Genomic DNA, 21,373 nt, shown 5'->3' with positions numbered 1-21,373 from the left:
CCCATGGAAGCAGTTCAAGCCGGTAAGAACATCGCGACGGTATGGTGGTGGAAGCTCGGCGTGATCGCCATTGTCTGGAGCCTTCTGGTCGGCGCGTCGCTGTCGTGGAACCTGAAACAGGTGGAGAATGCCGCGCTGGCAACGGCGACTGCCGCCGCTCAGTCGGCCATCAACAAGGACATCTCCTTCCGCAAGTGGGGCGCATCGCACGGCGGCGTATATGTGCCCGTCACCGGGCATACCCCACCCAATCCCTATCTCCGTCTGCCTGGACAGGAAGTCGTTACGACCACGGGCATCAAACTTACCCTGATGAATCCGGCCTATATGCTGCGCCAGATGCAGCAGGATTTCCCCGGCGAATATGGGGCACGTTCACGTATTACGAGCTTGAAGCCGGTCAACCCGAACAATGCCCCTGATGCGTGGGAGGCCAAGGCATTGCGCGGCTTCGAGACAGCGCGCAAGGAGCGGGTGGAACTGCAGGAAATCGACGGCAAATCCTATGTCAGGGTGCTGCGGCCTTTTGTCGTGGTCGACGAATGCCTTAAGTGTCATGAACAAAATGGTTACCGCCTGGGCGAAATTCGCGGCGGTATCGGCGCAGACGTCCCGATGGCGCCTTTCACCGCGAACGAGTCCGAGCGCATAATCAGCCTGGATGTTTCCCATGGCGTTATCTGGCTAATCGGTTTGCTGGGCATTGGCTTCTGGCATCGGCGCGATCGCGCGCAGAACCTCCTGCGCCTGAAAACCCTGTGCGACCTGCGCGAAAACGAACAGAAATACCACCTCGTAGCGGATTACACCACCGACTGGGAATACTGGGTCGGAACCGCGGGCGAAATTGTTTATATGTCGCCCTCCTGCAAGGAAAGAACCGGTTACGATGTGGCGGAGTTCACTGCCGACCCGGGCCTGCTGGAAGCCATCGTGCACCCGGACGACCGGGGGCTATACCAGTCGCACTATAAAATCCACTACCATCAACATGCCGCAGGGGAGGCCGAGTTCCGCATCGTCAGGAAAGATGGCGAAATTCGCTGGATCAACCACTCTTGCAGGCCGGTATTCGACCGAAGCGGAGCGTACCGTGGAACTCGCGCCGGCAACCGGGATGTCACGTTGCGCCGTCAGGCCGAAGCCGAGGCCAGCAAGCTCAATCGCCTCTATCGAGTGCTTTCTTCCATCAACGAATTGATCGTACACCGTCCGGAGCCGGAACTGCTTTACCAGGCGGCCTGCGACATCGCGGTCAAAGACGGCGGTTTCGTCATCGCCTGGGTTGCCATGATGGACGACGACGGGCATATTTCCCCTCTTGCCTGTTCCGGCGTTTCGATGGATTCCCTGCAGGAACTCATCACCCAGCTGGCCGGTTATGAAGGCGAATCCGCCGTCAGTTCGACCTTGCGCGAGAAACGGACGTCAGTCATCCACAATCTTCCCGAAACCCAGTTCATGGCGCCATGGCTGGACAAGATACTGGCCCACCAGCTTGGCTCGGCTGCCAGCATACCGATTGACGTGAAGGGGCAGAAGCATGCAGCGTTCACCCTGTACAGCCATGAAATCGGTTTTTTCGACCGATCCGAAGTGGCGCTGCTCGAAGAGCTGGCCAAAGACATCAGCTATGCGCTGGAAGTAGCTGAAATCGATGCGGCCCAGGAAAAGGCCCGTGAACAGTTGCGCCTGTCCGCCAGCGTGTTCGAAAGCAGCAGCGAGGGCGTGGTGGTGACCGATGCGCAAGAAAATATCCTGATGGTGAACCGGGCTTTCACCGCGCTGACCGGATATGCTGCGGAAGAGGTTCTGGGCCTGACGCCCAAAATTCTCAGATCCGAGCGTCACGACCGTGCTTTCTATACCGCCATGTGGGCAAGTATTCACGAAATCGGTCGTTGGCAGGGCGAAATCTGGAACCGGCGCAAGGATGGCGAGGTATACCCGGAGTTACTGTCCATCAGTGCCGTCAAGGATGACAGCGGCCAGTTGACGCACTATGTGGCGGTGTTTACGGACATTTCCCACCTCAAGGAATCGGAGGCGCGGCTCGATTACCTTGCACGGCACGACCCGCTTACCGGTCTGCCCAACCGGATGATGCTCACCGCCCGTCTCGAGTACGCCCTCGACCATGCGAGCCGGGAGCGGAAACGGCTCGGCTTGCTGTTGCTCGATTTCGACCGCTTCAAGGATGTCAACGACAGCTTCGGCCACGCCGTGGGCGACGAGTTGCTGCAACAGGCGGCAGCACGCCTGACGGCGCGGCTGCGAAATGCGGACACCATCAGCCGGCTGGGCGGCGACGAATTCACCGTGCTGCTGGAAGATCTAGGCCATCCACAAGATGCGGCGAGGGTCTCGGACGAACTCATCGCTGCCATGAACGAGCCTTTCGTGCTGTCCAACGGAATCGAAGTCAGGGTCGGCACCAGCATCGGCATCGCGCTCTATCCCGACCACGGCGGGACGGAGCAGGAACTCCTGCAGCAGGCCGATGCCGCCCTCTATCGCGCCAAAGCCGAGGGCCGCGGCCGTTTCAAGTATTTCAGCGAGGAACTCACGCGCGGCGCACGCGAGCGCATTGCGCTGGAGGCGCGTTTGCGCCGCGCCATCGCGCAAAACGAGTTGCGCGTCCATTACCAGCCCCAGGTCGAGATCAAGAGCGGCCGCATTACCGGGGCTGAGGCATTGGTGCGCTGGCAGCACCCGGAGGAGGGGCTGATACCGCCCGTCCGTTTCATACCTGTGGCAGAAGAAACCGGCCTGATCGACGCCATCGGGACCTGGGTGCTCAGGGAAACCTGCCGCCAGGGCAAGGCCTGGCTGGACGCCGGCATGGCGCCAGTGACCCTGGCGGTCAACGTCTCGCCTTACCAGATACGCCACGGCGATATCGCCGCAATGACGGCGAAAATCCTCGCTGAAACGGGTTATCCGGCGGAGTGGCTGGAACTCGAATTGACAGAGTCCGCCCTGATGGAGCGTGAGGGCGAAGCGGTCGAAATCCTGCAGCGTATTCGTGCCCTAGGCGTGCGCCTCGCGCTCGACGATTTCGGTACCGGCTATTCCTCCCTGGCCTATCTCAAGCGCTTCCCGCTCGATGTGCTGAAAATCGACAAGAGCTTCGTCGACGATATTCCCCACCTGCGCGACGACATGGAAATTGCCGCCACCATCGTCGCCATGGGGCATACGCTGCGCTTCAAGGTTCTGGCCGAAGGGGTGGAGACGGAAGAACAGCTGGCTTTCCTCGTGTCCCAGGGTTGCGATTACTACCAGGGCTATCTCAAGAGCCGGCCGGTGCCGGCCGAGGATTTCTTGAAATGGCTAGTGCCCCTTTCTTCGCGCTGAAACGCCTATTTGGAATCCGCGGCGGGAGCGACCATGGCCTCTTGCAGCGCCCCTTCCAGCCGATCTGGACTGATCGGGCCGCGCTTCCTGTCGACGATGTTCCCCTGTGTATCGAGCACCAGGGTGTAGGGAAGTCCGGCCACACTATTGCCCAGCGCTTGCAGCAGTGCGATGCCTTCCGCCTTGCCGGTCGCCAGGGGGTACTCGACCTTGTAAGCGCGGGCGAATTCCTGCACCCGTTCGGCGTCGTCCTCGACCGCGATGCCGACAAATGCGACGCCACGGTCATGATATTTAGCGTAAGCCGCCACCAGATCGGGCATCTCCTTGCGGCAGGGCGGGCACCAGGTCGCCCAGAAATTTACAACTGCCACCTTGCCCCGCAACTGGGACAGGCTCACGGGCTGGCCATCCAGGCCGGGAAAAGTCGCGGTATAGAGCGGCGCGGAGGTGGTACTGGTTTCCGCTGCTTCGGTCAACGGTGACAGCAGCACCAGCATAAGAATTATGTGTTTAAGCATCGCAACTCCTCAGGAGTCCGCAATTATAGGGTGCAAGTACTTAATTATTTCTTGATTCATGTCAATGATCGGGGTACTGTTAGCCCGCATAATCCTGTGACAAATTGTCGCACGTGCATCATCGGCGACGGGATGGATTGTAGTTCAACTTTTGATGAAAGGATTTTGTGATGAAGCCATTCAATAAGCGAACAACCTCGTTGCTCGTTGCGGCAACGCTTGGAGTCGGCGCTGCAGGAAGTACTTGGGCCGCCGAGTCATTGCAGGACGTGATGAAGGCCCGGGGTTTGACACAACAAAATCTGCTGGCTGCAGCCAAGACCTATGTGCCAACTGGCGGACGTGATGAATTCACCGCTTTTGCATCCGGCGGCCAAAGTGGCCAGATTATTGTGTATGGCATTCCGTCCATGCGCATCATGAAATACATCGGCGTGTTCACACCCGAGCCATGGCAGGGCTATGGCTTCGACGAAGAGTCGAAGAAAGTGCTGCGCCAGGGCAACATCGACGGCAAGGAAATCAACTGGGGCGATACTCACCACCCGGCGCTTTCCGAAACCAACGGCGATTATGACGGCCAGTTCCTGTTCATTAACGACAAGGCCAACCCGCGCCTGGCGGTGATCGACCTGCGTGACTTCGAAACCAAGCAGATCGTGGTCAACCCCCTGTACAAATCGGAGCACGGTGGCGCCTTCGTTACGCCTAACACCGATTATGTTATCGAGGCATCGCAGTATCCCGCGCCGTATAGCAAGAAGTTCGTACCGCTCGAGCGCTTCAACGAGGAATATCGCGGCGGCGTAACGTACTGGAAATTCGATCGCAAGTCCGGCAAGATCGATCCCAAGCAGTCTTTCACCGTGGAATTGCCACCTTATAGCCAGGATTTGTCCGACGCCGGCAAGCTGGTGTCAGACGGCTGGTCCTTCACCAACTCCTTCTGTACCGAGCGCTATGTGGGCGGTATCGAAAAGGGTCGCCCTCCTTATGAAGCCGGCTGCTCCGCCAAGGACACCGACTACCTGCACATGATCAACTGGAAGAAGGCTGCCGAGCTGGTCAAGCAAGGCAAGGCCAAGAAAATCAACGGAATGGACGTGATCATGATGGATACCGCCGTCAAGGAAGGCATCCTGTTCCTGATCCCCGAGCCGAAAAGCCCGCACGGCGTGGACGTGACCCCGGATGGCAAGCTCATCACGGTGGCCGGCAAGCTCGACTCGCACGTATCGGTCTACAGCTTCGACAAGATCATGGCGCAGATCAAGGCCGGCAAGTTCGAGAGCAAGGACCCCTACGGCATCCCCGTGCTGAGCATGAAGGACTCTCTGCACACGCAGGTGGCACTTGGCCTCGGGCCGCTGCACACACAGTATGACTCCAAGCCCTGTATCGCCTACACATCTCTGTATGTGGACTCTCAAGTGGCGAAGTGGAACTACTGCGAAGGCAAGGTGCTGGACAAGCTCAACATCCACTACAACATCGGCCACCTGATGACCATGGAGGGCGATACCGAGCATCCGAAGGGCCATTACCTGGTGGCGTTGAACAAGCTGGCTATCGACCGCTTCATCCCGGTTGGCCCGCTGCATCCGCAGAACCACCAGTTGATCGACATCAGCGAAGACAAGATGCAGTTGCTGTACGACATGCCGTTGCCGCTGGGTGAACCGCACTATGTCGTGGCGATCAAGTCCACCACCCTCAAGCCGGGCATCCGCTACAAAGTGGGTACCGACAGCCGCACTGACGAGCCTTCCAAGGGCGCGACCAGGGCCGGTGAAGAAAGGGTAGTGCGCAAGGGCAAGTCGGTTGAAGTGTTCGGTACGGAAATCCGTTCGCACATCACGCCGGAAACCATCGAGGCGGAAGTGGGCGACGAAGTTACCATCCACCTGACCAATCTGGAACGTGCCGAGGACGAAACTCACGGCTTTACGGTAGATACCTATAACGTTCACGCTTCGGTCGAACCGGGCAAGACTGTAACGGTCAAGTTCAAGGCCGACAGGGAAGGCGTGTTCCCCTTCTACTGCACCGAGTTCTGCTCTGCATTGCACCTGGAAATGGAAGGCTACCTGCTGGTCAAGCCTAAGGGTTACAAGGAAGTCAAGACTGTTGAAGCAAAAGCCGTTTACACCAAGGCTGACTACGACAAACAGGTCAAGACCAACGTGGATACTCAGGCCGTGATCGATAGCGTGGTGGGCTACATCACCAGCGTCAACTACAAGGACTTCCCGCCTGTGGTAGCTCTGGTTGACGACGCAACCGACCAGCTTAACAGGGCCAAGGAAGCCAAGGCCAAGATGGAAGACGCTGCCAAGAAGAGCGATTGGCAGAATGCAACCCTCTGGGCTGGCCAATGGTGGCAGTACCAGGTTAAAGCCGCCGACATCGGTTTGCGTGCCAAGACCTACCTGGAAGAGCACGGCGCCAAGAAGGCTGGCAAGTAAGCCGTCCTGACGGGCTGTAACACCGGATGCGGGGCGGCGTAATGCCTCCCCGCATTTTTTCTGCCCGCTATAACCGTTCTCAATGGATGGATATCGATAGGCAGAGCTAACGTCTTGAAAAAATGTTGATCCATGTCAACGCCACGCGTGACGCAAGCAGCATAGAATGCGACTGTTGCTTAATGAAATGTTTAAGGAGATTAGTAATGAAATTATTGCCAATAATGCTGTTTGCAGCGGTTTCTACGGCCATGCTGAACGGCCAGGCTGTTGCCGCCGACGGCGCGAAATTGTTTGCAGAAAAGACCTGTACGGCTTGCCATGGCAAGGATGCCAAAACCCCGCTGATGCCGGATTATCCAAAGATCGCAGGCCAGAACGAAGCCTACATGATCAAGCAGATGAACGATATCAAGAGCGGTGCCCGTGCCAACGGCAACAGTGCGGCGATGAAGGGCGTGATGGTTCTGGTAAGCGATCAAGATGTCAAGGATATCGCGGCTTACGTGTCTAAACTTAAACCCTGATCCCAAGTATTTACAAGCGTTGACTTAAGTCAAGGACGATACCCGGTACAGTGTCTAGAATGGTTTTACATACTGGATCTTGAAAGGAAATTGAAATGAAAAAGCATTTAGTAATTGCACTGGCACTGGCACTGACCCCGGTTGCCGCAGCTCTGGCCGCAAACCCCAATGTGGCGGAAAAAAAGGCGGGTATCGAGGCCAAGGGCTATGTGTGGAATGATCAGTCCGGCGGCGGCGAGAAAATCGAAGCGCTGCACAAGAAGGGCGACGTCAAGGCAGGCAAGGAGGCGTATGAAATTTGCGGCGCCTGCCATCTGCCTTCCGGTGCCGGCCGTCCCGATGGTACTTTCCCGCAACTGGCGGGGCAGCATGCAACCGTAATCATCAAGCAGATCGCCGACATTCGTGGCGGTTTGCGTGACAACCCTACCATGTATCCTTTTGCGCAGACCCTGACCGATGCGCAGGAACTGGCGGACGTCGCGGCGTACATCCAGACCTTGTGCATACCGACTGATCACGGCAAGGGTTCGGGCGACGCCAAGCTGCTGGCTCAGGGCAAGGAACTGTACGTGAAGGAATGCACCACCTGCCATGGCGCCAACGGCGAGGGCGATGCCAAAAAGTTCTACCCGGTACTGGCCGGCCAGCATTACAAGTACCTGCTGCGCCAGGTGACCGATATCCGTGATGGCAAGCGTCGCAATGCCAACCCGGACATGGTCAAGATCGTGAAGAAATACAGCGACAAGGATCTGGATGCGGTGGTCGAGTACATGTCCAGCATCAGCATGCCGGGTTCGATGTGCAAGGCAGGCGCGAAAAAGAAATAATGCTACTATCAGCCACGGGGAACATTGTTCTCCCGTGGCCGTCTTGCATGTATTTGCAGCATAAAAGCAGAGAAGGAATGGCGGAACGTGTTTCCGTCAATTCACTTCCTAGATGGCGGGGGACGTGTGTAACGTTTAATGCCAGATGAGAGCGCTAAAAATGAGCAATACAAAAAAACAAATGATTACGATAAGGGTGCTGACCTTTATCGCGATGGTACTGATGGTGGCGGCCTATTTCAGCCCCATCTGGTGGGTGTCGTTGACGGCGCCCAACTATCCAAAGGATGCTTTCCCAGATGGGATTCGCATCCATTTTCACTTCAACGGCGTGTTCAACGGCTGCAAGACCGCAATCGTACAGACCGGCCGCCAAGCCGAGCTGATGCAGTCCGACCTGGGCGATGACCTTGCGGCGCGCGAAAATCCTGGCATGGACCTGAAAAAACAGGAGTTGGGACTGAATTGCGTGGATGAGATGAACACCATCAACCACTATGTGGGCATGTACCCGATCGATACCGGTTCTCCGGTGGAGTTGCGCCTGTCCAAGTTCATCTTCGGCTTCCTTGCCGTCATGATGGCGGGCTTCATGGCGACGCAACGCAAACGGCAGCTCCTGATTCTGGGGGTGGGCTTTGCCGGCGTGGCCGCCTGGATGGTAACGGACCAACTGGTGTTGGGGCAGATGAACGTATTCGCTACGCATTATCATGAAGAGGCGAGCAAGTTTTTCAACCAGCCTGAGGTTCTCGACAGATGGGTTGGTAATCTGAAATGGGCCACCAAGGCGTCCATTGCCGGGCTGATCGTCGCCATGGGTATTGTCATGCTCGGGGTGTGGAAAGTGCGGAAGTTTTCCCTGCTGCTTGTCCTGGTTCCGGCCTTGTTGCCCGTTTTCTTCGTGCTGGATTATGCCGGCTGGCTGTGGTTCTTTGGACACAACCTCCATCCCTGGGGCGCCTTCACCGTCAAACCCTTCATGCCGACCGTATTCGGTGAGGGCAAGGTAGCGCAGTTCAGCACTTATTCCTACCCGTATTACGGCTATGCAATGCTGCTCGGCGTCAGCGCTTGTGCCCTGTTGGCCCTGCTGATCCGCCGCAAGCTGATGCGCGGGGACCCGGAAGTTAACTAGTTCCGCGGGGCGGATGTGGGCGTTGTCTGCCCATCCGCCTCTCGCCTGCAGATGCGACCTGGTGCGCCTTGTTTACTTTGCGGACTACAGTCCATAAATTTTCGAGTGATGAAATTGCGGCAAATATTTTTGCTTCTGCTGGCTGCAACCGCAACGCTGGCAAGCGCTGCTGGCGTAGATGATATCCCTGACATTGGCGCGGACGATACCTCGGTACACGCAACGCCGAAAGGCCCAGGTGTAACGGGTGTGGATTTGAGTACGGCGCCGCGGGTCGATGTGGACAAGCCAGTGGTACTGGTGCCACTTTATATGCGCGACAAGCGCATCTGGGGCCTCACGCCGTTGCAGTCGCTGGTGGATGCCGCTCCGGCGGGCTCTACGCTGCGGCTCAAGCCCGGTCGCTACGCCGGTCCGGTGCATCTGACCAAGCCGTTGATCATCGACGGCGGCGGCAAGGCCACGGTCGATGGCGGCGACAAGGGAACGGTGTTCGTGATCGAGACCAGTGGCGCAACGGTGCGCGGCCTGCATCTCACCGGCTCCGGATCGTCGCACGACACCGACGATGCCTGTCTCAACGTGCGCGGCCACCGCAATGTGATCGAAAACAATGTGATCGACAATTGCCTGTTCGGTATCGACCTCAAGCAGTCCAACCGCAATATCGTGCGCGGTAACAGCGTGCGTTCCAAGCCAGTCGATATGGGCGTGCGTGGCGATGGTATCCGTCTCTGGTACAGCATGGAAAACCGCATCGAGAACAACCGGGTGGTGGATTCGCGCGACAACGTGGCGTGGTACTCGAACGGCAACGTTTTCTACCACAACTACGGCACGCGCAGCCGTTACTCGCTGCATTTCATGTTCGCCAACAACAACGTCGTCGACGGCAACGAGTTTTACGACAATGCGGTCGGCATCTATTTGATGTACAACCAGAATACCACTCTGCGCAATAATATTATCTCGCATTCCAACGGGCCAACCGGGATGGGTATCGGCTTCAAGGAAGCGAGCGGGTCACTGATCGAAGGTAACGAGATCATTTACTCTTCCCTCGGCCTCATGGCCGATCTCTCACCGTTTCAGCCCGACAGCAAGATCGTCGTCAAGAACAACCGCATCGCTTACAACGGCGTCGCCATCGCTTTCAACAGCGAGCTGAGCGGCTGGGTGGTGCACGGCAACTCCTTCGTGGGCAATATCTCGAATCTTTCCGTGAGCGGCGCAGGCTCGGGGCAGCGCAATGAATGGCGCGGCAATTTTTGGGACGACTACGAAGGCTTCGACCGCAACAATGACGGTCGCGGGGACTCCGCTTACGACCTGTATGCCTACGCGGACAGCATATGGATGGAAATTCCCCAGGCGCGCTTTTTCAAGGTTGCGCCCGCGCTGGAAGTGCTGGATTTTCTCGAACGGTTGGCGCCTTTTTCCAGTCCAACATTATTGTTGCGGGACGAAAAGCCCCTGTTCAACGATCCCTGGAAAAAGGGCCAGAAAGCGAGTTCCCAGAAAGTGAGTGCCAGGCCATGAGCGATGAGAAACCACGAGCAAGCAATCCCCTGATCAACAAGCGCAAGCTGGAGGCGCGGCGGAAATTCTTGCGCTCCGTCGTGCTGGGCGCGGCGGTGTTGGGCATTTCCTCGGTCGGCTATATTCCGGTGGCCAGGGCATGGAATGTGCGCATGCGGCCGCCGGGCGCGCTGGAAGAGCCGGATTTTCTTTCTTCCTGCATCAAGTGCGGCCAGTGCGTCCAGGTTTGCCCGGTCGCGGCCATCAAGCTCGACGATCTCGATCAGGGTTTTGGTGTGGGCGTGCCCTATATCGACTCGCGCACCCAGGCTTGCGATTTTTCCTGTGATGCCGTGCAGTGCATCCTGGCCTGTCCCACGGGTGCGCTGGTTTACAAGAAGCCCACCTTCATGCCGACGCGCAGCGAGATGGTGTTGCCAGCCCCTCCCATCCTGCTTGCCAAGGAAAAGAGCCCGGAACCCACGCTGAACCTGAAGGAGCGCAGCGGCCTGGCTGTCCTGGTGCGCCCGGAAAAATGCCTCGCGCGCCAGGGCAAGGGCATCAAGGGCGCGGCTCGAGGGCAGTCGTTCGAGGGCACGATGCGTTTCATGGAAGTGGATCGCTGGAAGCCCATCCCGCTGCGCGATCACCCGTACGACCTCGAACTGTGCGACCTGTGCGTGCGCACCTGCCCGATCAAGAACGCGATTTCCATGGAAATCGTGAAGGAAAATGGTGTCGAGATCCATTCGCCCGTGGTGCATGAAGCCTGCGTCGGCTGTGGAGTGTGCGAAATGGTATGCCCGCCCGATCTGGCGGCAATCGTGGTGGAAGCGCGCAAAGGCTGGAGCGTCTGATGAACAAATATCTTGAATCGGTGCGTGTGATGCTGGGCGGCGATCCGCGCAAGCCCGGCCCCGTCGACTACACTGAAGAAGCCAAGACCATCCACTTCTACAAGAAGAGCGAGAAGCATGACTTCGACGCGCTCAAGCTGGAGGCGCGCGCACACCAGAAGAAGAAATACTGGCTCAAGAGGCGCTGGATCGCGCTGCTGTCGATCAACCTGCTGTTCACGGTGTCGTTCTGGTTCGACATCCAGATACTGGAAGGCGCACTGACTGCATCGCGCATGCTCGGCTTCCACCTGATCGACCTGAATTCCGCGCTGCAGGTGATGCTGGCGCACAAGCACATCATCGTCAACCTGCTGATCGGTACCGGTACGGTTTTCGTCCTGTGGCTGGCGCTGGGCGGGCGCACGTTCTGCTCCTGGGTCTGCCCCTACCATTTCCTGGCGGAAAACGCCGAGCGCCTGCACGTGTACCTGGTGGAGAAAAAGAAAATTTCCGACCACGCTTTCCACCGCGGCGTGCGTACTGTGTTCTGGGTGCTGTTCGCGGGGATGGCATGGGTCACTGGCTATACCGTGTTCGAAACCATCTCGCCGACCGGCATCGTCAGCCGGGCGCTGATCTACGGGCCGGGACTCGCGCTGGGCTGGGTGACGCTGCTGTTGCTGTTCGAGATCTTCTATTCGCGCCGCGCCTGGTGTCGCTACGTCTGCCCGATCGGACTGACCTACGGCATCGTCGGTGTGTTTTCGCCCCTGCATGTGACCTACAAGCTGGCCAATTGCCACCATGAAGGCGAGTGCCGCAAGGTCTGCGAGGTGCCTCACGTGCTGGAATGCGTCATCAAGGGGAGGGCGCCGAGCGCGCAGCTGGACATCGGTGCGGACTGCACGCGCTGCGGCATGTGCATCGACGTGTGCCCGAGCGGGGCCTTGAGCTTCGAGATCAAGGGTCTTCGGAAAATAATGTAGGAATTGAAGCCAAATACTAAAAATGATCAATTTCAATCACGTTTCAAAAACATTCAAGCGCAACCAGGTCCTCGATCATATCGATCTGAACATCGAGCTCGGCGAGCGCATCGCGCTGGTCGGCTCCAACGGCGCGGGGAAAACAACCCTCATCCGCTGCCTGCTCGGGGAGTACACCTACGACGGCGAAGTCACGGTAAACGGGCTGATACCGCGGCGCGAGCGGAGCAAAGTGCTACAGAAGATCGGCTTCGTGCCGCAGTTGCCGCCACCGCTGAAAATGCCGGTGGGCCAGCTGGTCGGTTTCGCCGCTTCCCTGTGCAACACCGAGCGCAAGCGCATGGAAGACGTCGCGGCCAGACTGGGGCTGGATTTCGGGAAGATTTCACACCTGCCCTTCGTCAAGCTGTCCGGCGGCATGAAGCAGAAACTCCTCATCGCCATCGCCATGGGGCGCGACACCAGCGTGCTGGTGATGGACGAACCCGCTGCCAACCTCGATCCCGACGCCCGTCACATCTTCTTCGAGTTGCTCGCGGAACGGCTGGAAAACACCACCATGCTGATTTCCAGCCACCGCCTCGACGAGGTGGCGCCCCTGGTCAACCGCGTGCTGGAAATGGACCGCGGCAAGGTGGTGCTGGACGACCGGGTGGCCGAAGACGTGTCGCTTTCCGGCAAGCTGGCGTGCCGCCTGACGCTGCGCCGTTCCGAGGAAGCCATCGCCAAGGCGCTGCTGGGCTGGAACTTCCGCGACATGGGCGGGGGGCTGGAGTGGCAGGGCAACGTGGCCGGCCCGGACCGCCTGCGTTTCCTCGGCATGATCTCGCGCTATGTGGGCGTCCTGACCTCCATCAGCCTGGATGAAGACAAGGGCGGCGAAGCATGAGCCGGTGGCTAAAATATTGCGCCGTGTTCCTGCTGCTGGGTCTGCTGGCCGCGTGCCACCAGGAACCCAAAACCGGCCCGGTGGAAGTCAAATGGGACCGCGACACCTGTGTGCGCTGCAGCATGGCTTTGAGCGACAAGCGCTTTGCCGCGCAGGTGCGCGGTGGCCCGAAGCACCAGGCATTCAAGTTCGACGATTTCGGCTGCGCGGTTTTCTGGCTCAAGGACAAACCCTGGGCAGACGATCCGGCCACGGAGTTCTGGGCGATGGACATGCGTTCCAACCAGTGGATCGATGCTCGCAAGGCGCATTATGTGCCGAACAAGACTACCCCGATGGCCTATGGCTTCGGTGCGGTGGCGCTGCCGGAACCGGGCGCGGTGAGTTTTGAAGAAGCCAGAAAACGAATTTTGGCTAAAGGTAAATAGCTATCAGCTATCAGCTGTCAGCTTTCAGCAAAACCTCGGGTTCTTCCTGACCGCTGATCGCTGATGGCTGACAGCTATCAACAAGGAATTTGAATGAAAAACTTATGGCTTACCGCCAAACTCGATGTGGTGGAATCCCTGCGCGCCCGCTGGTTCATGATCTATACCCTGGTATTCGGCGGCATCGTCGCCATGCTGTTCGCTTTCGGCCTGACCGAATCGCGCGTGCTGGGCTTCATCGGGCTGTCGCGCCTGCTGGTGACCTACATCCAGCTGTGCATGGCGATTCTGCCGATTTTCGTGCTTATCACCACGGTGCGCTCGGTGGCCGGCGACCGCGAGGCCGGCGTGTTCGAATACCTGCTGTCGCTGCCGGTTTCGCTCTCCGCGTGGTACTGGGGCAAACTGCTGGGGCGCTACATCGTGGTGTTCATGCCGGTCTTCCTCGCCATGCTGGGCGCCGCGCTGTGGGCGCTGGTGCAACATATCGAGGTGCCGTGGTTCATGTTCCTCTACTACACCGCGCTGCTGGCAGTGATGGGATGGTGTTTCCTCGGGATCGCCATGTTGCTCTCCACCCTGGCGCGTTCCACCGACGTGGCGCAGGGTGCGGCGTTCGTGGTATGGCTCGCCATGCTGCTGTTCCTCGACCTGATCCTGCTCGGCGTGATGATAAAGGGCCACATCTCGCCCGAACTCGCGGTGACCATCGCCCTCGCCAACCCGCTGCAGGTTTTCCGCACCGCAGCACTGATGCTGTTCGATCCCCAGTTGATCGTGCTGGGGCCTGCCGCCTACGTGATCACCGACACGCTGGGTGCGACCGGATTCATGATTTACGGCGTGGTATATCCGCTGGTGATCGGCACAATATGTGCAACCGCGGGCTATTTCATGTTCCGGCGCGGCGATCTGCCTTGATCGGGCAAGGAATTTTCAACCAGTGACGCACTACTCCCTCCCTTTCAAGGGGAGGGCTGGGGTGGGGATGGGTTGGAATCTGCCGCTGCGCTCATGCCCCATCCCCCTCCCAACCTCCCCCTTGAAAGGGGAGGGGCGGGCCGACTGGTGCCCCGGACTTTCAGACCCCAATTCAGTTCCGCTAGTGCGTCAGTTGCGCATACAGCATCGGCAGCTCGCGCGGCAATTCCGACGGCTTGCGGATCACCACATAGCCGTTGACGCCGAACAAATGCGGCAAATAGCTGCTGCCTTTTTCGTCGATGGTGACGCAGAACGGGCGCAGGCCCATCTGGCGTGCCTCGTGGATGGCGACGCGGGTGTCTTCGACGCCGTAGCGTCCTTCGTACTGGTCCAGGTCGTTGGGCTTGCCGTCGGTGAGGATCAGCAACAGCCTTTGCGTGGCGGCCTGTTTCGCCAGCAGCTGGCTGGAATGGCGAATCGCCGCACCCATGCGGGTATAAAAGCCGGGCTTGATGGCGGCGATGCGCCCGCGCACCTCGGCGTTGTACTTGCGCTCGAATTCCTTGAGCACGTGGAAGCGGATGTTTTCCCGCTTGAGGGACGAGAAGCCGTAGAGCGCGAAGCGGTCGCCGGTGGCCGAGAGCGCTTCGGAGAAAAGGAACAGGGTGTCGCGGATGACGTCGATGACGCGGGCGTGATCGCTGACGTAGGCGTCCGTGGAGAGCGAGAGATCGGCCAGCAGCAGGCAGGCGAGATCGCGGTCGCGGTATTGATGGGCCCTGTACAGTCCCGCTTCCCGCGCTTCCAGGCCACTGATGCGGTCAGCGGTGAATTGCACGCAGGCATCGAGATCGAGTTCGGTGCCGTCGAACTGGCCCTTGAACCAGACCTTGGCCGGCGTCAGCGCCTCGAACTGGCTGCGCAAACGGCGCGCGGTGGCGGACAGGTGCGCGGGCAGGGGCTGCGCTTCGGCGTTGCGCGCCACCATCGGCTGCACGCGGCAGTGCGCGGGCTGGAGCTTCTGTTTCTTGTAATGCCATTCCGGCAGCAGGATGCCGTCTCCGAGCGGCAGGTCGTCAGCTTGCTCGGAAGGCAGGTCGAGGTCGAACTTCAGGCGCGAGGCCGTGGTCTTGCCGTCCTGCGCCACGCTCAGGCGGTCCAGGTCCTCCGCCGGGCGCTCGTCGGGCGGCTCGTCCTCCTCGGTGGGGCGATTGACCTTGATGTATTCGGCCCAGCTGAAAATGCTCTCCGCCCTGAAGTACATCATGAAGGCGTTCTTCTCTTCCGGCATGTCGACCCGCTCCGCCTGGTAACGGCGGTCTTTTTCACTCTTCTTGCTGTCGCCGCCCTCGTGGCTTTCCGGCTCCTTGCCGCCGCCCTTGGCCGGCGCGCTCACCGGCGGGTCGGGGTGCAGCCACAGGAAAACCGGCTGGGGCGCACGCCGGGCGGGCGGCAGCCGGTCCACGCTGCCGGGGTTTTGCAATGCGGCGCGGATCGCTTCCTCCTGTTCCCGCTCCCCTTGCTGCAGGCTTCGCGGCAGCGGACGCATGGCCAGCACGGCATCCACCAGACGGCGGTAGCGCGGCGCCAGGCCGGGGAAGCGCGCCAGCACATCCAGCGTGGCCTGCTGGTTGCGCCGTATCCACGACAGGCCAGGGTCGGGTTCGGCAGCCGCCAGCGCGATCAGCCACAGGTAAAGATCGCGGTTCAGGCTGCGCAGGGGAAAGAGATCGATGGCAGCGGGCAGGTTGAGCGTTTCCCCATCCAGCCAGGTCAGCTCGGTTTTGAGATTGCTGCCGGCGATGCGCTGCAGCAGGCTGCGCTTCGCCTCGTTGGCGGTGGCGCTGGCGGACTTCACCGCCAGCCCGCTATCGCCGCCCCAGGCGCGGAACAGGATGCCGGCGGTCTTGCTGATCTGCTCCAGCGCGACCGCCTCGGCGGGATAGCGCCGGTCGGCTACGCCGGTGATGAGCTTGTGCCAGAGTGCGCCGACTTGTTCTTCCATTTGATCCAGCAGCCATGAGTTAGTGGGAATGGAAAGTCTAGCGAATCTGTGGAGCGGCGCCTTGTTTTGCATCAAGGGGCGGCAGGGGGGCGGTCGCGGAAGCAGGTGCGCTCAAGGTGTTTTGGCGCGTCATTTCGTATTGCGCAGCAGGTTGGACGCCATCAAACCATCATCATGTTGATGACATGGAGTATCACTGATAGTGTGGGGCTTTACGTGTCCGTAGCCCCCCGTGTTACTTGATTTTGTAAGCTTTGGGCGACAATTTCATTTGAATGGTTCGAAAAAACAAGTCCTGTTGTTTAGCATCTTTTGTTATTAACCCAATACTTGGGAGCAAGCAAATGGAACACTACGATCTCTCCAGAGAAGAACTGCAAGGAATGCTCACTCAACTGGAGCAAGCTCTCATCAATCATCAGCAGTGGTACGCTGCGATGATGCGCTCAGTTACTTGCAAGTTACCGAGTGACCTATGCGATCTCAGCCCTGAAGCGCATCAGCACTGCGGCTTCGGGCAATGGTACTACAGCGAAGCGACCGAGAAATTGCGTGATTACCCTGGATTCATCGCCCTGGGTGAAGTGCATAAACTCATGCATCAGCTGGCTGCAAAACTGCTAATCGATTCACAAGCAGGAACGCTTATTAATAGTTCTGATTATGACAATTTTTCCAATGCGCTCGAACGGATGCGTCTTGAAATATCCGCCTTGGAGCATGAACTGGAGAACTTGCTGTACAACCACGATTCACTTACCGGTGCCATTACCAGATTCGGCATTCTCCCGGCCTTTCGCGAGCAGCAGGCGTTGATAAAACGTGGGGTGCAGTCTTGCTGCATTGTCATGATGGACTTGGACAATTTCAAGGCGATTAATGATAACCGTGGGCATCTCGCAGGAGACCGTGTGTTGAAAGCGTCGGTTCGCTACATGATCGAACACCTCCGTCCGTATGACAAAATATTCCGTTACGGCGGGGAAGAATTCCTGCTCTTGATGCAACACATTGAATTGGCCGCTTGCTATGACATGGTGGAACGTTTGCGAGAAGGGCTCGCATCAATGTCCATCAATCTCGGCGAGGAAAAGCCTATCCATATCACCGCATCTTTTGGCGTGGTACTGCTAGACCCTGACGTCCCGGTTGAAATTTCCATTGACCGTGCCGATAAGGCAATGTATTCAGCAAAAGCGGCTGGGCGGAATTGTGTGCGGCTAGAGGATTCGGCGACGCAGAACGCGTCGGCTCAATAACCCAAGGGCATTGCGCCTGACGTCATGCGGTGCAATGCCCTTTAGTCGCTCCGCTCCTCGTGTGTTAAACAGCCAGCGTAGGGCGGATTAGCTTAATCCGCCGAATGTGCTCTACCATTCGGGTATTGCCCTGCGTTTCATTGCGTCAAACCACGCGTACAGTCGATCCATAGCGGGCCAGTTTGGCATCGCTCGTCAGCAATACCAGTGGTTCCGTCCGGCTTTGTGCCACCAACAGGCGGTCGAACGGGTCGCGGTGATCGTCGAAAAGCGGCAAGGCGGCAACGGACAAGAGATGCTCGTTCTTGATGTCCAGCCATTCGAAGCCGGAAGCTTCGGCCATTTTGACGAATCGCGGCAGGTCGATCTCCAGCTTGCCGATGGAAATCTTGATCGCCATTTCCCATAGCGAGGCGCGGCTGATTGCCACCGGTTCAGCCGCGCTTTCGACCAGTTCCCGCGCCTCGGCGGGGACGCGCTGAGCGCGAATCAGCCACCACAGTGCCAAGTGGGTGTCGAGCAGCAATCTCATGCGGCATGGTCTTTCAGGCAATTAAAAAGTTCGTCTATGGGTGCATCGAAATCATCGGCGATCCGGCCTTCGCCCTCCATCGCGCCGGGTGGCGCGATCCTGCGCTTGGGCGGCGCGTAGGGGATGAGGCGGACGATGGGCGCACCGGCCTTGGCGATCACCACGTCCTCTCCGGCTTGCACTTGTTCGAGCAGCTTGGAAAGCTGGGTCTTGGCTTCGTGAATGTTGACGAGTCGCATGGAATTTCCCGGAATCGAGTTAGCTAGGTATTAGTCTATCCGGGTCCTGCTTGCATGGCAAATACGTTGATTGCCGCTATTGCTATTTAATGGGCTGGTTTCACCCCATTCCAGCCGGGATGGGCGAAATAAGCGCCATAGTTGTCCAGGGCGCGGGCGATTTTCTCCGCACCTTCGCGTGCCTTGCCGCCGTCCTGTCCCATCATGGCATTCGCGCCGGCGATGATGTCGGCCAGCACGACATGGAGCATGGCGTCTGCTTCCGGCTTGAGCTTGCAGTTCTGGAACAGGAAAGCGATCTGGCCGTCGGTCTTCTGCGCCAGCGCCCGGTACTGCTCCGCTGTCGCCTTGCCGGCGTGGATCGCCGGGAGTTCGGCGTTCAGCGCGTCGCGGATGCGGGTCATGCCCTGGCGCAGGCTGTCGTCGGTGGCCCATTTGTGGCCGTTGTCGAGGGCCAGCCGAGCCGGCCCGGCGGCCTCGTGGGAATGTTCGTGATCGTGGGACAGCGCGGGCTGCGTGCCCAGACACAGCAGCGCGGCGGCGGACAGGGTTACGGTAAGTCTTTTCCATTGAGTATGCATTTCTTTTCCTTTATTTCTTTTTCCCCGGTTCGTAGCAATGCGCCGGGATGTTTTCGTGATGGCCGAAATCGCGCGCCGACTTGTCCAGCGCACATTCGTGATCGACCCATTTGAGCAGCGTGCCGCGCGGGTTGTCGGCCTGGACCTGGGTGCAGGCGTTGGCGCACTGGTTGCACTGGGTGCAGGTGAACATGTGGCGCTTGATGCTGCGCGGTTTGATGCGCATCGGGCAGACGTTGTCGCAGGCGGCGTTGCAGTCGGCGCATTCCTCCGCACGGCGGCGGTCGAAGCCGATCACCAGCGCCTTGCGGTTGCCCATCCAGGCGAGGCTCTGGAACAGGCCGACCGCGCAGGCGTAGCGGCAGAAAAGGTGGCGCGCGAACATGAACTCGACGAAGAAGGCGAGGGTTCCGGCCGTCAGGAAAACGCCCTGGTTGCGCGTCAGGGTGCCATGCCACAGGTTGCCGTAGATTTCCGCCGGGGGCAGCAGGTAGGTCAGCAGCGCGATGGCCCACAGGAAGGCGAAGGCGATCACCAGCGGCAGCAGCACCAGCCAGTAGAGCGGGTAGGCCTTGGTGATGCTGCCGTCCGCATTTTTTTCCGGCAGGGGGTGGCGGTCCCACAAACTCTGCCTGCCGATGGCGCGGCGCATCAGCTGGTTGATGGTTTCCACCACCGAAAAATGGGGGCACAGCCAGCCGCAGTAGAGGCGGCCGTATTTCCACGAGATCCACACGCCGAAGGCGATGGTGCCGAGGATCGGCAGGCCGCCGCGCAGCACGATGTTGATGGCGGCCTGGGTGGCGTCGATTTTCCCCGCGACGAAGTCGTCCAGCCCCAGCGTCCAGTGCATGCCGAGGAAGAAGAAGTGCTTGAGGTTGAGGTCGAGGCGGAACAGGTCGAACACCGGCGCCAGCAGGAACAGCATGAAGAATCCGGCCTGGGCCAGCAGGCGGTTGCGCTGGATATTAGCCATGGAAATTCCAAACCGTAGGTTGGTGCTGAACGAAGTGATGCCCAACATGACAGATACGCCGATGTTGGGCATCAGCCTTCGGCTTCAGCGCCAACCTACGAGAAATGGCGATGCCTATGGGTTGCATGGCCTGCCCAGCAGCGGGTATATGAAGATCTGCCCGGCCATCGCCTTGGCTAGGCCGAGAATGCCCAGCAAAACCAAGGTGGAATGACAGGTGGTGAAATAGATGATGGCCACGGTCCAGGTGTTGACCGAGGTGTAACCGCCAAGCAGGAAAATGGCGAGGTTGGCGATGATCAGCAAAACGCCGGCCCAGATGCTGGCGCTCACGGTCTGCCTGAGGTGGCACACGGCCAGCGCCGATGCAGAGGCACGGTGCTTGAAATACAGGCGCAGCAGGATAATGAAGCACAGCCCGGGCAAGAGCAGCAGGTTGGCGATGTAAAGCGCCTCCGCTGCTACCGCGAGCGTTTGTCCGGGTTTTTCATGGTCATCGGCCGAAGCTGGCATAGACGATCTCCATCAGCGCCTCGGCGGTTTCCTCGTCGTCGGTGAGCGGTTCCACCAGCGCGGCGCGGCAGGCTTCCACCGGGTCGAAGCCGCTGCCGATCAGGGTGGCGGTATAGACCAGCAGGCGCGTGCTGGCCGCCTCTTCCAAGTCGTGCTCCTTGAGGGCGCGCAGGCTGTTGGCCAGGTTGACCAATCTCTTTGACAGCATCGCATCGGCGCCGGTTTCGCCGATGACGATCTGTTGTTCCAGCTCCGACGCCGGGAAATCGAAGCGCAGGCTGACGAAACGCTGGCGTGTGCTGGGCTTCATGCCCTTGAGGAAATTCTGGTAGCCGGGGTTGTAGGACACCACCAGCATGAATTCCGGCGGCGCGTCGAGAATCTCGCCGGTGCGTTCGATGGGCAGGATGCGGCGGTCGTCGGACAGCGGATGCAGCACCACAGTGGTGTCCTTGCGCGCTTCCACCACTTCGTCGAGGTAGCAGATGCCGCCCTCGCGCACCGCGCGGGTGAGCGGGCCGTCGTTCCAGTAGGTCACGCCGTCGCCGATGAGGTGGCGCCCCACCAGGTCGGCGGCGGTGAGGTCGTCGTGGCAGGCCACGGTGTAGAGCGGCAGGCCGAGTTTCATCGCCATGTGAGACACGAAGCGCGTCTTGCCGCAGCCGGTCGGCCCTTTGATCAGCAGGGGCAGGCGGTTGCGATAGGCGTGCTCGAACAGCTCGATTTCGTTACCGTGCGGTTTGTAGAAAGGCAGTTCGCTCATTTTTTGACCCATCGCAAAAGTTTGCTCAAGTCTAAGTGAACCTGCCGGCCATTAAATTGATCGCAGTCAAGTAAATGGGA

Annotated in this window: 20 protein-coding genes; 12 read left to right on the top strand and 8 right to left on the bottom strand. The window is 59.2% G+C overall.

Annotated elements, in window-relative coordinates; translation table 11 throughout:
* Positions 1-3: 3 nt before the first annotated feature.
* Positions 4-3,357, top strand: a complete 3,354-nt coding sequence (locus SKTS_RS13240; RefSeq protein WP_173065862.1) for an EAL domain-containing protein — start codon at positions 4-6, stop codon at positions 3,355-3,357.
* Positions 3,358-3,362: 5 nt separating this feature from the next.
* Here the strand turns inward: SKTS_RS13240 and SKTS_RS13235 are convergent, their stop codons facing one another.
* Entirely contained in the window at positions 3,363-3,878 is a 516-nt protein-coding gene (locus SKTS_RS13235; RefSeq protein WP_173065858.1) for a TlpA family protein disulfide reductase, read from the bottom strand.
* Between the two features lie 170 nt (positions 3,879-4,048).
* Between SKTS_RS13235 and nosZ the strand changes: the two genes are divergently transcribed.
* The 10 genes from nosZ (at position 4,049) to SKTS_RS13185 (ending at position 14,422) form a co-directional block, all read left to right on the top strand.
* A complete protein-coding gene (nosZ, locus tag SKTS_RS13230; protein ID WP_173065855.1) occupies positions 4,049-6,343 on the top strand; it encodes a Sec-dependent nitrous-oxide reductase in 2,295 nt (764 codons plus the stop codon).
* Between the two features lie 206 nt (positions 6,344-6,549).
* Positions 6,550-6,870, top strand: a complete 321-nt coding sequence (locus SKTS_RS13225) for a c-type cytochrome (protein WP_173065852.1) — start codon at positions 6,550-6,552, stop codon at positions 6,868-6,870.
* 95 nt (positions 6,871-6,965) lie between these two features.
* Complete coding sequence (locus tag SKTS_RS13220; RefSeq protein WP_173065848.1) at positions 6,966-7,703, top strand: c-type cytochrome; 738 nt, start codon at positions 6,966-6,968, stop codon at positions 7,701-7,703.
* Positions 7,704-7,884: 181 nt separating this feature from the next.
* Positions 7,885-8,841 (top strand): hypothetical protein, encoded by a 957-nt coding sequence (locus SKTS_RS13215; RefSeq protein WP_173065844.1) that lies wholly within the window; start codon positions 7,885-7,887, stop codon positions 8,839-8,841.
* A gap of 114 nt (positions 8,842-8,955) precedes the next feature.
* Complete coding sequence (gene nosD / locus SKTS_RS13210) at positions 8,956-10,380, top strand: nitrous oxide reductase family maturation protein NosD (RefSeq protein WP_244617338.1); 1,425 nt, start codon at positions 8,956-8,958, stop codon at positions 10,378-10,380.
* Entirely contained in the window at positions 10,377-11,216 is an 840-nt protein-coding gene (locus tag SKTS_RS13205; RefSeq protein ID WP_173065833.1) for a 4Fe-4S dicluster domain-containing protein, read from the top strand. The genes nosD and SKTS_RS13205 overlap by 4 nt, the downstream gene beginning before the upstream one ends.
* Positions 11,216-12,184: a NapH/MauN family ferredoxin-type protein gene (locus SKTS_RS13200; protein ID WP_173065827.1), complete on the top strand. Its 969-nt coding sequence runs from the start codon at positions 11,216-11,218 to the stop codon at positions 12,182-12,184. The genes SKTS_RS13205 and SKTS_RS13200 overlap by 1 nt, the downstream gene beginning before the upstream one ends.
* A 22-nt stretch (positions 12,185-12,206) precedes the next feature.
* Positions 12,207-13,073: an ABC transporter ATP-binding protein gene (locus SKTS_RS13195; RefSeq protein WP_173065824.1), complete on the top strand. Its 867-nt coding sequence runs from the start codon at positions 12,207-12,209 to the stop codon at positions 13,071-13,073.
* Positions 13,070-13,501 carry a protein NosL gene (locus tag SKTS_RS13190; protein ID WP_173065820.1) on the top strand — a complete coding sequence of 144 codons (432 nt, stop codon included), beginning with the start codon at positions 13,070-13,072 and terminating at the stop codon, positions 13,499-13,501. Before SKTS_RS13195 ends, SKTS_RS13190 begins: the two co-directional genes overlap by 4 nt.
* Before the next feature lie 93 nt (positions 13,502-13,594).
* A complete protein-coding gene (locus SKTS_RS13185) occupies positions 13,595-14,422 on the top strand; it encodes an ABC transporter permease (RefSeq protein WP_173065817.1) in 828 nt (275 codons plus the stop codon).
* A 181-nt stretch (positions 14,423-14,603) separates the two neighbouring features.
* Here the strand turns inward: SKTS_RS13185 and SKTS_RS13180 are convergent, their stop codons facing one another.
* A complete protein-coding gene (locus SKTS_RS13180) occupies positions 14,604-16,430 on the bottom strand; it encodes a nitric oxide reductase activation protein NorD (RefSeq protein ID WP_173065814.1) in 1,827 nt (608 codons plus the stop codon).
* Positions 16,431-16,774: 344 nt separating this feature from the next.
* On the opposite strand from SKTS_RS13180, the gene SKTS_RS13175 reads away from it, so the two are divergent.
* Positions 16,775-17,689, top strand: coding sequence for a diguanylate cyclase (locus SKTS_RS13175; protein ID WP_173065811.1), 915 nt, complete (start codon positions 16,775-16,777; stop codon positions 17,687-17,689).
* Positions 17,690-17,834: 145 nt separating this feature from the next.
* Here SKTS_RS13175 and SKTS_RS13170 read toward each other — a convergent pair whose 3' ends face one another.
* The 6 genes from SKTS_RS13170 to SKTS_RS13145 all read right to left on the bottom strand — a co-directional run bounded on the left by SKTS_RS13170 (position 17,835) and on the right by SKTS_RS13145 (position 21,293).
* A complete protein-coding gene (locus SKTS_RS13170; protein ID WP_173065808.1) occupies positions 17,835-18,221 on the bottom strand; it encodes a type II toxin-antitoxin system VapC family toxin in 387 nt (128 codons plus the stop codon).
* Positions 18,218-18,460, bottom strand: a complete 243-nt coding sequence (locus SKTS_RS13165; RefSeq protein ID WP_173065805.1) for a type II toxin-antitoxin system Phd/YefM family antitoxin — start codon at positions 18,458-18,460, stop codon at positions 18,218-18,220. The genes SKTS_RS13170 and SKTS_RS13165 overlap by 4 nt, the downstream gene beginning before the upstream one ends.
* Positions 18,461-18,546: 86 nt before the next feature.
* A complete protein-coding gene (locus tag SKTS_RS13160; protein ID WP_173065802.1) occupies positions 18,547-19,041 on the bottom strand; it encodes a hypothetical protein in 495 nt (164 codons plus the stop codon).
* A gap of 10 nt (positions 19,042-19,051) precedes the next feature.
* Positions 19,052-20,017: a 4Fe-4S binding protein gene (locus SKTS_RS13155; RefSeq protein WP_173065799.1), complete on the bottom strand. Its 966-nt coding sequence runs from the start codon at positions 20,015-20,017 to the stop codon at positions 19,052-19,054.
* A gap of 114 nt (positions 20,018-20,131) precedes the next feature.
* Positions 20,132-20,530, bottom strand: a complete 399-nt coding sequence (locus tag SKTS_RS13150) for a hypothetical protein (RefSeq protein WP_173065796.1) — start codon at positions 20,528-20,530, stop codon at positions 20,132-20,134.
* Complete coding sequence (locus SKTS_RS13145; protein ID WP_173065793.1) at positions 20,511-21,293, bottom strand: CbbQ/NirQ/NorQ/GpvN family protein; 783 nt, start codon at positions 21,291-21,293, stop codon at positions 20,511-20,513. The genes SKTS_RS13150 and SKTS_RS13145 overlap by 20 nt, the downstream gene beginning before the upstream one ends.
* Positions 21,294-21,373: the final 80 nt, after the last annotated feature.

Origin of the sequence: Sulfurimicrobium lacus (assembly GCF_011764585.1) — a bacterium.
Classification (GTDB): Bacteria; Pseudomonadota; Gammaproteobacteria; order Burkholderiales; family Sulfuricellaceae; genus Sulfurimicrobium; species Sulfurimicrobium lacus.
Note: the sequence above shows the minus strand (reverse complement) of the source record. Positions and strands in the feature narration are given on the sequence as shown.

What these genes read in the sequence shown, in the direction of transcription:
- SKTS_RS13240 (WP_173065862.1), top strand. Translation starts at nt 4, where the DNA reads ATGGAAGCAGTTCAAGCCGGTAAGAACATCGCGACGGTATGGTGGTGG.
- SKTS_RS13235 (WP_173065858.1), bottom strand. Translation starts at nt 3,878, where the DNA reads ATGCTTAAACACATAATTCTTATGCTGGTGCTGCTGTCACCGTTGACC.
- nosZ (WP_173065855.1), top strand. Translation starts at nt 4,049, where the DNA reads ATGAAGCCATTCAATAAGCGAACAACCTCGTTGCTCGTTGCGGCAACG.
- SKTS_RS13225 (WP_173065852.1), top strand. Translation starts at nt 6,550, where the DNA reads ATGAAATTATTGCCAATAATGCTGTTTGCAGCGGTTTCTACGGCCATG.
- SKTS_RS13220 (WP_173065848.1), top strand. Translation starts at nt 6,966, where the DNA reads ATGAAAAAGCATTTAGTAATTGCACTGGCACTGGCACTGACCCCGGTT.
- SKTS_RS13215 (WP_173065844.1), top strand. Translation starts at nt 7,885, where the DNA reads ATGATTACGATAAGGGTGCTGACCTTTATCGCGATGGTACTGATGGTG.
- SKTS_RS13205 (WP_173065833.1), top strand. Translation starts at nt 10,377, where the DNA reads ATGAGCGATGAGAAACCACGAGCAAGCAATCCCCTGATCAACAAGCGC.
- SKTS_RS13200 (WP_173065827.1), top strand. Translation starts at nt 11,216, where the DNA reads ATGAACAAATATCTTGAATCGGTGCGTGTGATGCTGGGCGGCGATCCG.
- SKTS_RS13195 (WP_173065824.1), top strand. Translation starts at nt 12,207, where the DNA reads ATGATCAATTTCAATCACGTTTCAAAAACATTCAAGCGCAACCAGGTC.
- SKTS_RS13190 (WP_173065820.1), top strand. Translation starts at nt 13,070, where the DNA reads ATGAGCCGGTGGCTAAAATATTGCGCCGTGTTCCTGCTGCTGGGTCTG.
- SKTS_RS13185 (WP_173065817.1), top strand. Translation starts at nt 13,595, where the DNA reads ATGAAAAACTTATGGCTTACCGCCAAACTCGATGTGGTGGAATCCCTG.
- SKTS_RS13180 (WP_173065814.1), bottom strand. Translation starts at nt 16,430, where the DNA reads ATGGAAGAACAAGTCGGCGCACTCTGGCACAAGCTCATCACCGGCGTA.
- SKTS_RS13175 (WP_173065811.1), top strand. Translation starts at nt 16,775, where the DNA reads ATGGAACACTACGATCTCTCCAGAGAAGAACTGCAAGGAATGCTCACT.
- SKTS_RS13170 (WP_173065808.1), bottom strand. Translation starts at nt 18,221, where the DNA reads ATGAGATTGCTGCTCGACACCCACTTGGCACTGTGGTGGCTGATTCGC.
- SKTS_RS13165 (WP_173065805.1), bottom strand. Translation starts at nt 18,460, where the DNA reads ATGCGACTCGTCAACATTCACGAAGCCAAGACCCAGCTTTCCAAGCTG.
- SKTS_RS13160 (WP_173065802.1), bottom strand. Translation starts at nt 19,041, where the DNA reads ATGCATACTCAATGGAAAAGACTTACCGTAACCCTGTCCGCCGCCGCG.
- SKTS_RS13155 (WP_173065799.1), bottom strand. Translation starts at nt 20,017, where the DNA reads ATGGCTAATATCCAGCGCAACCGCCTGCTGGCCCAGGCCGGATTCTTC.
- SKTS_RS13150 (WP_173065796.1), bottom strand. Translation starts at nt 20,530, where the DNA reads ATGCCAGCTTCGGCCGATGACCATGAAAAACCCGGACAAACGCTCGCG.
- SKTS_RS13145 (WP_173065793.1), bottom strand. Translation starts at nt 21,293, where the DNA reads ATGAGCGAACTGCCTTTCTACAAACCGCACGGTAACGAAATCGAGCTG.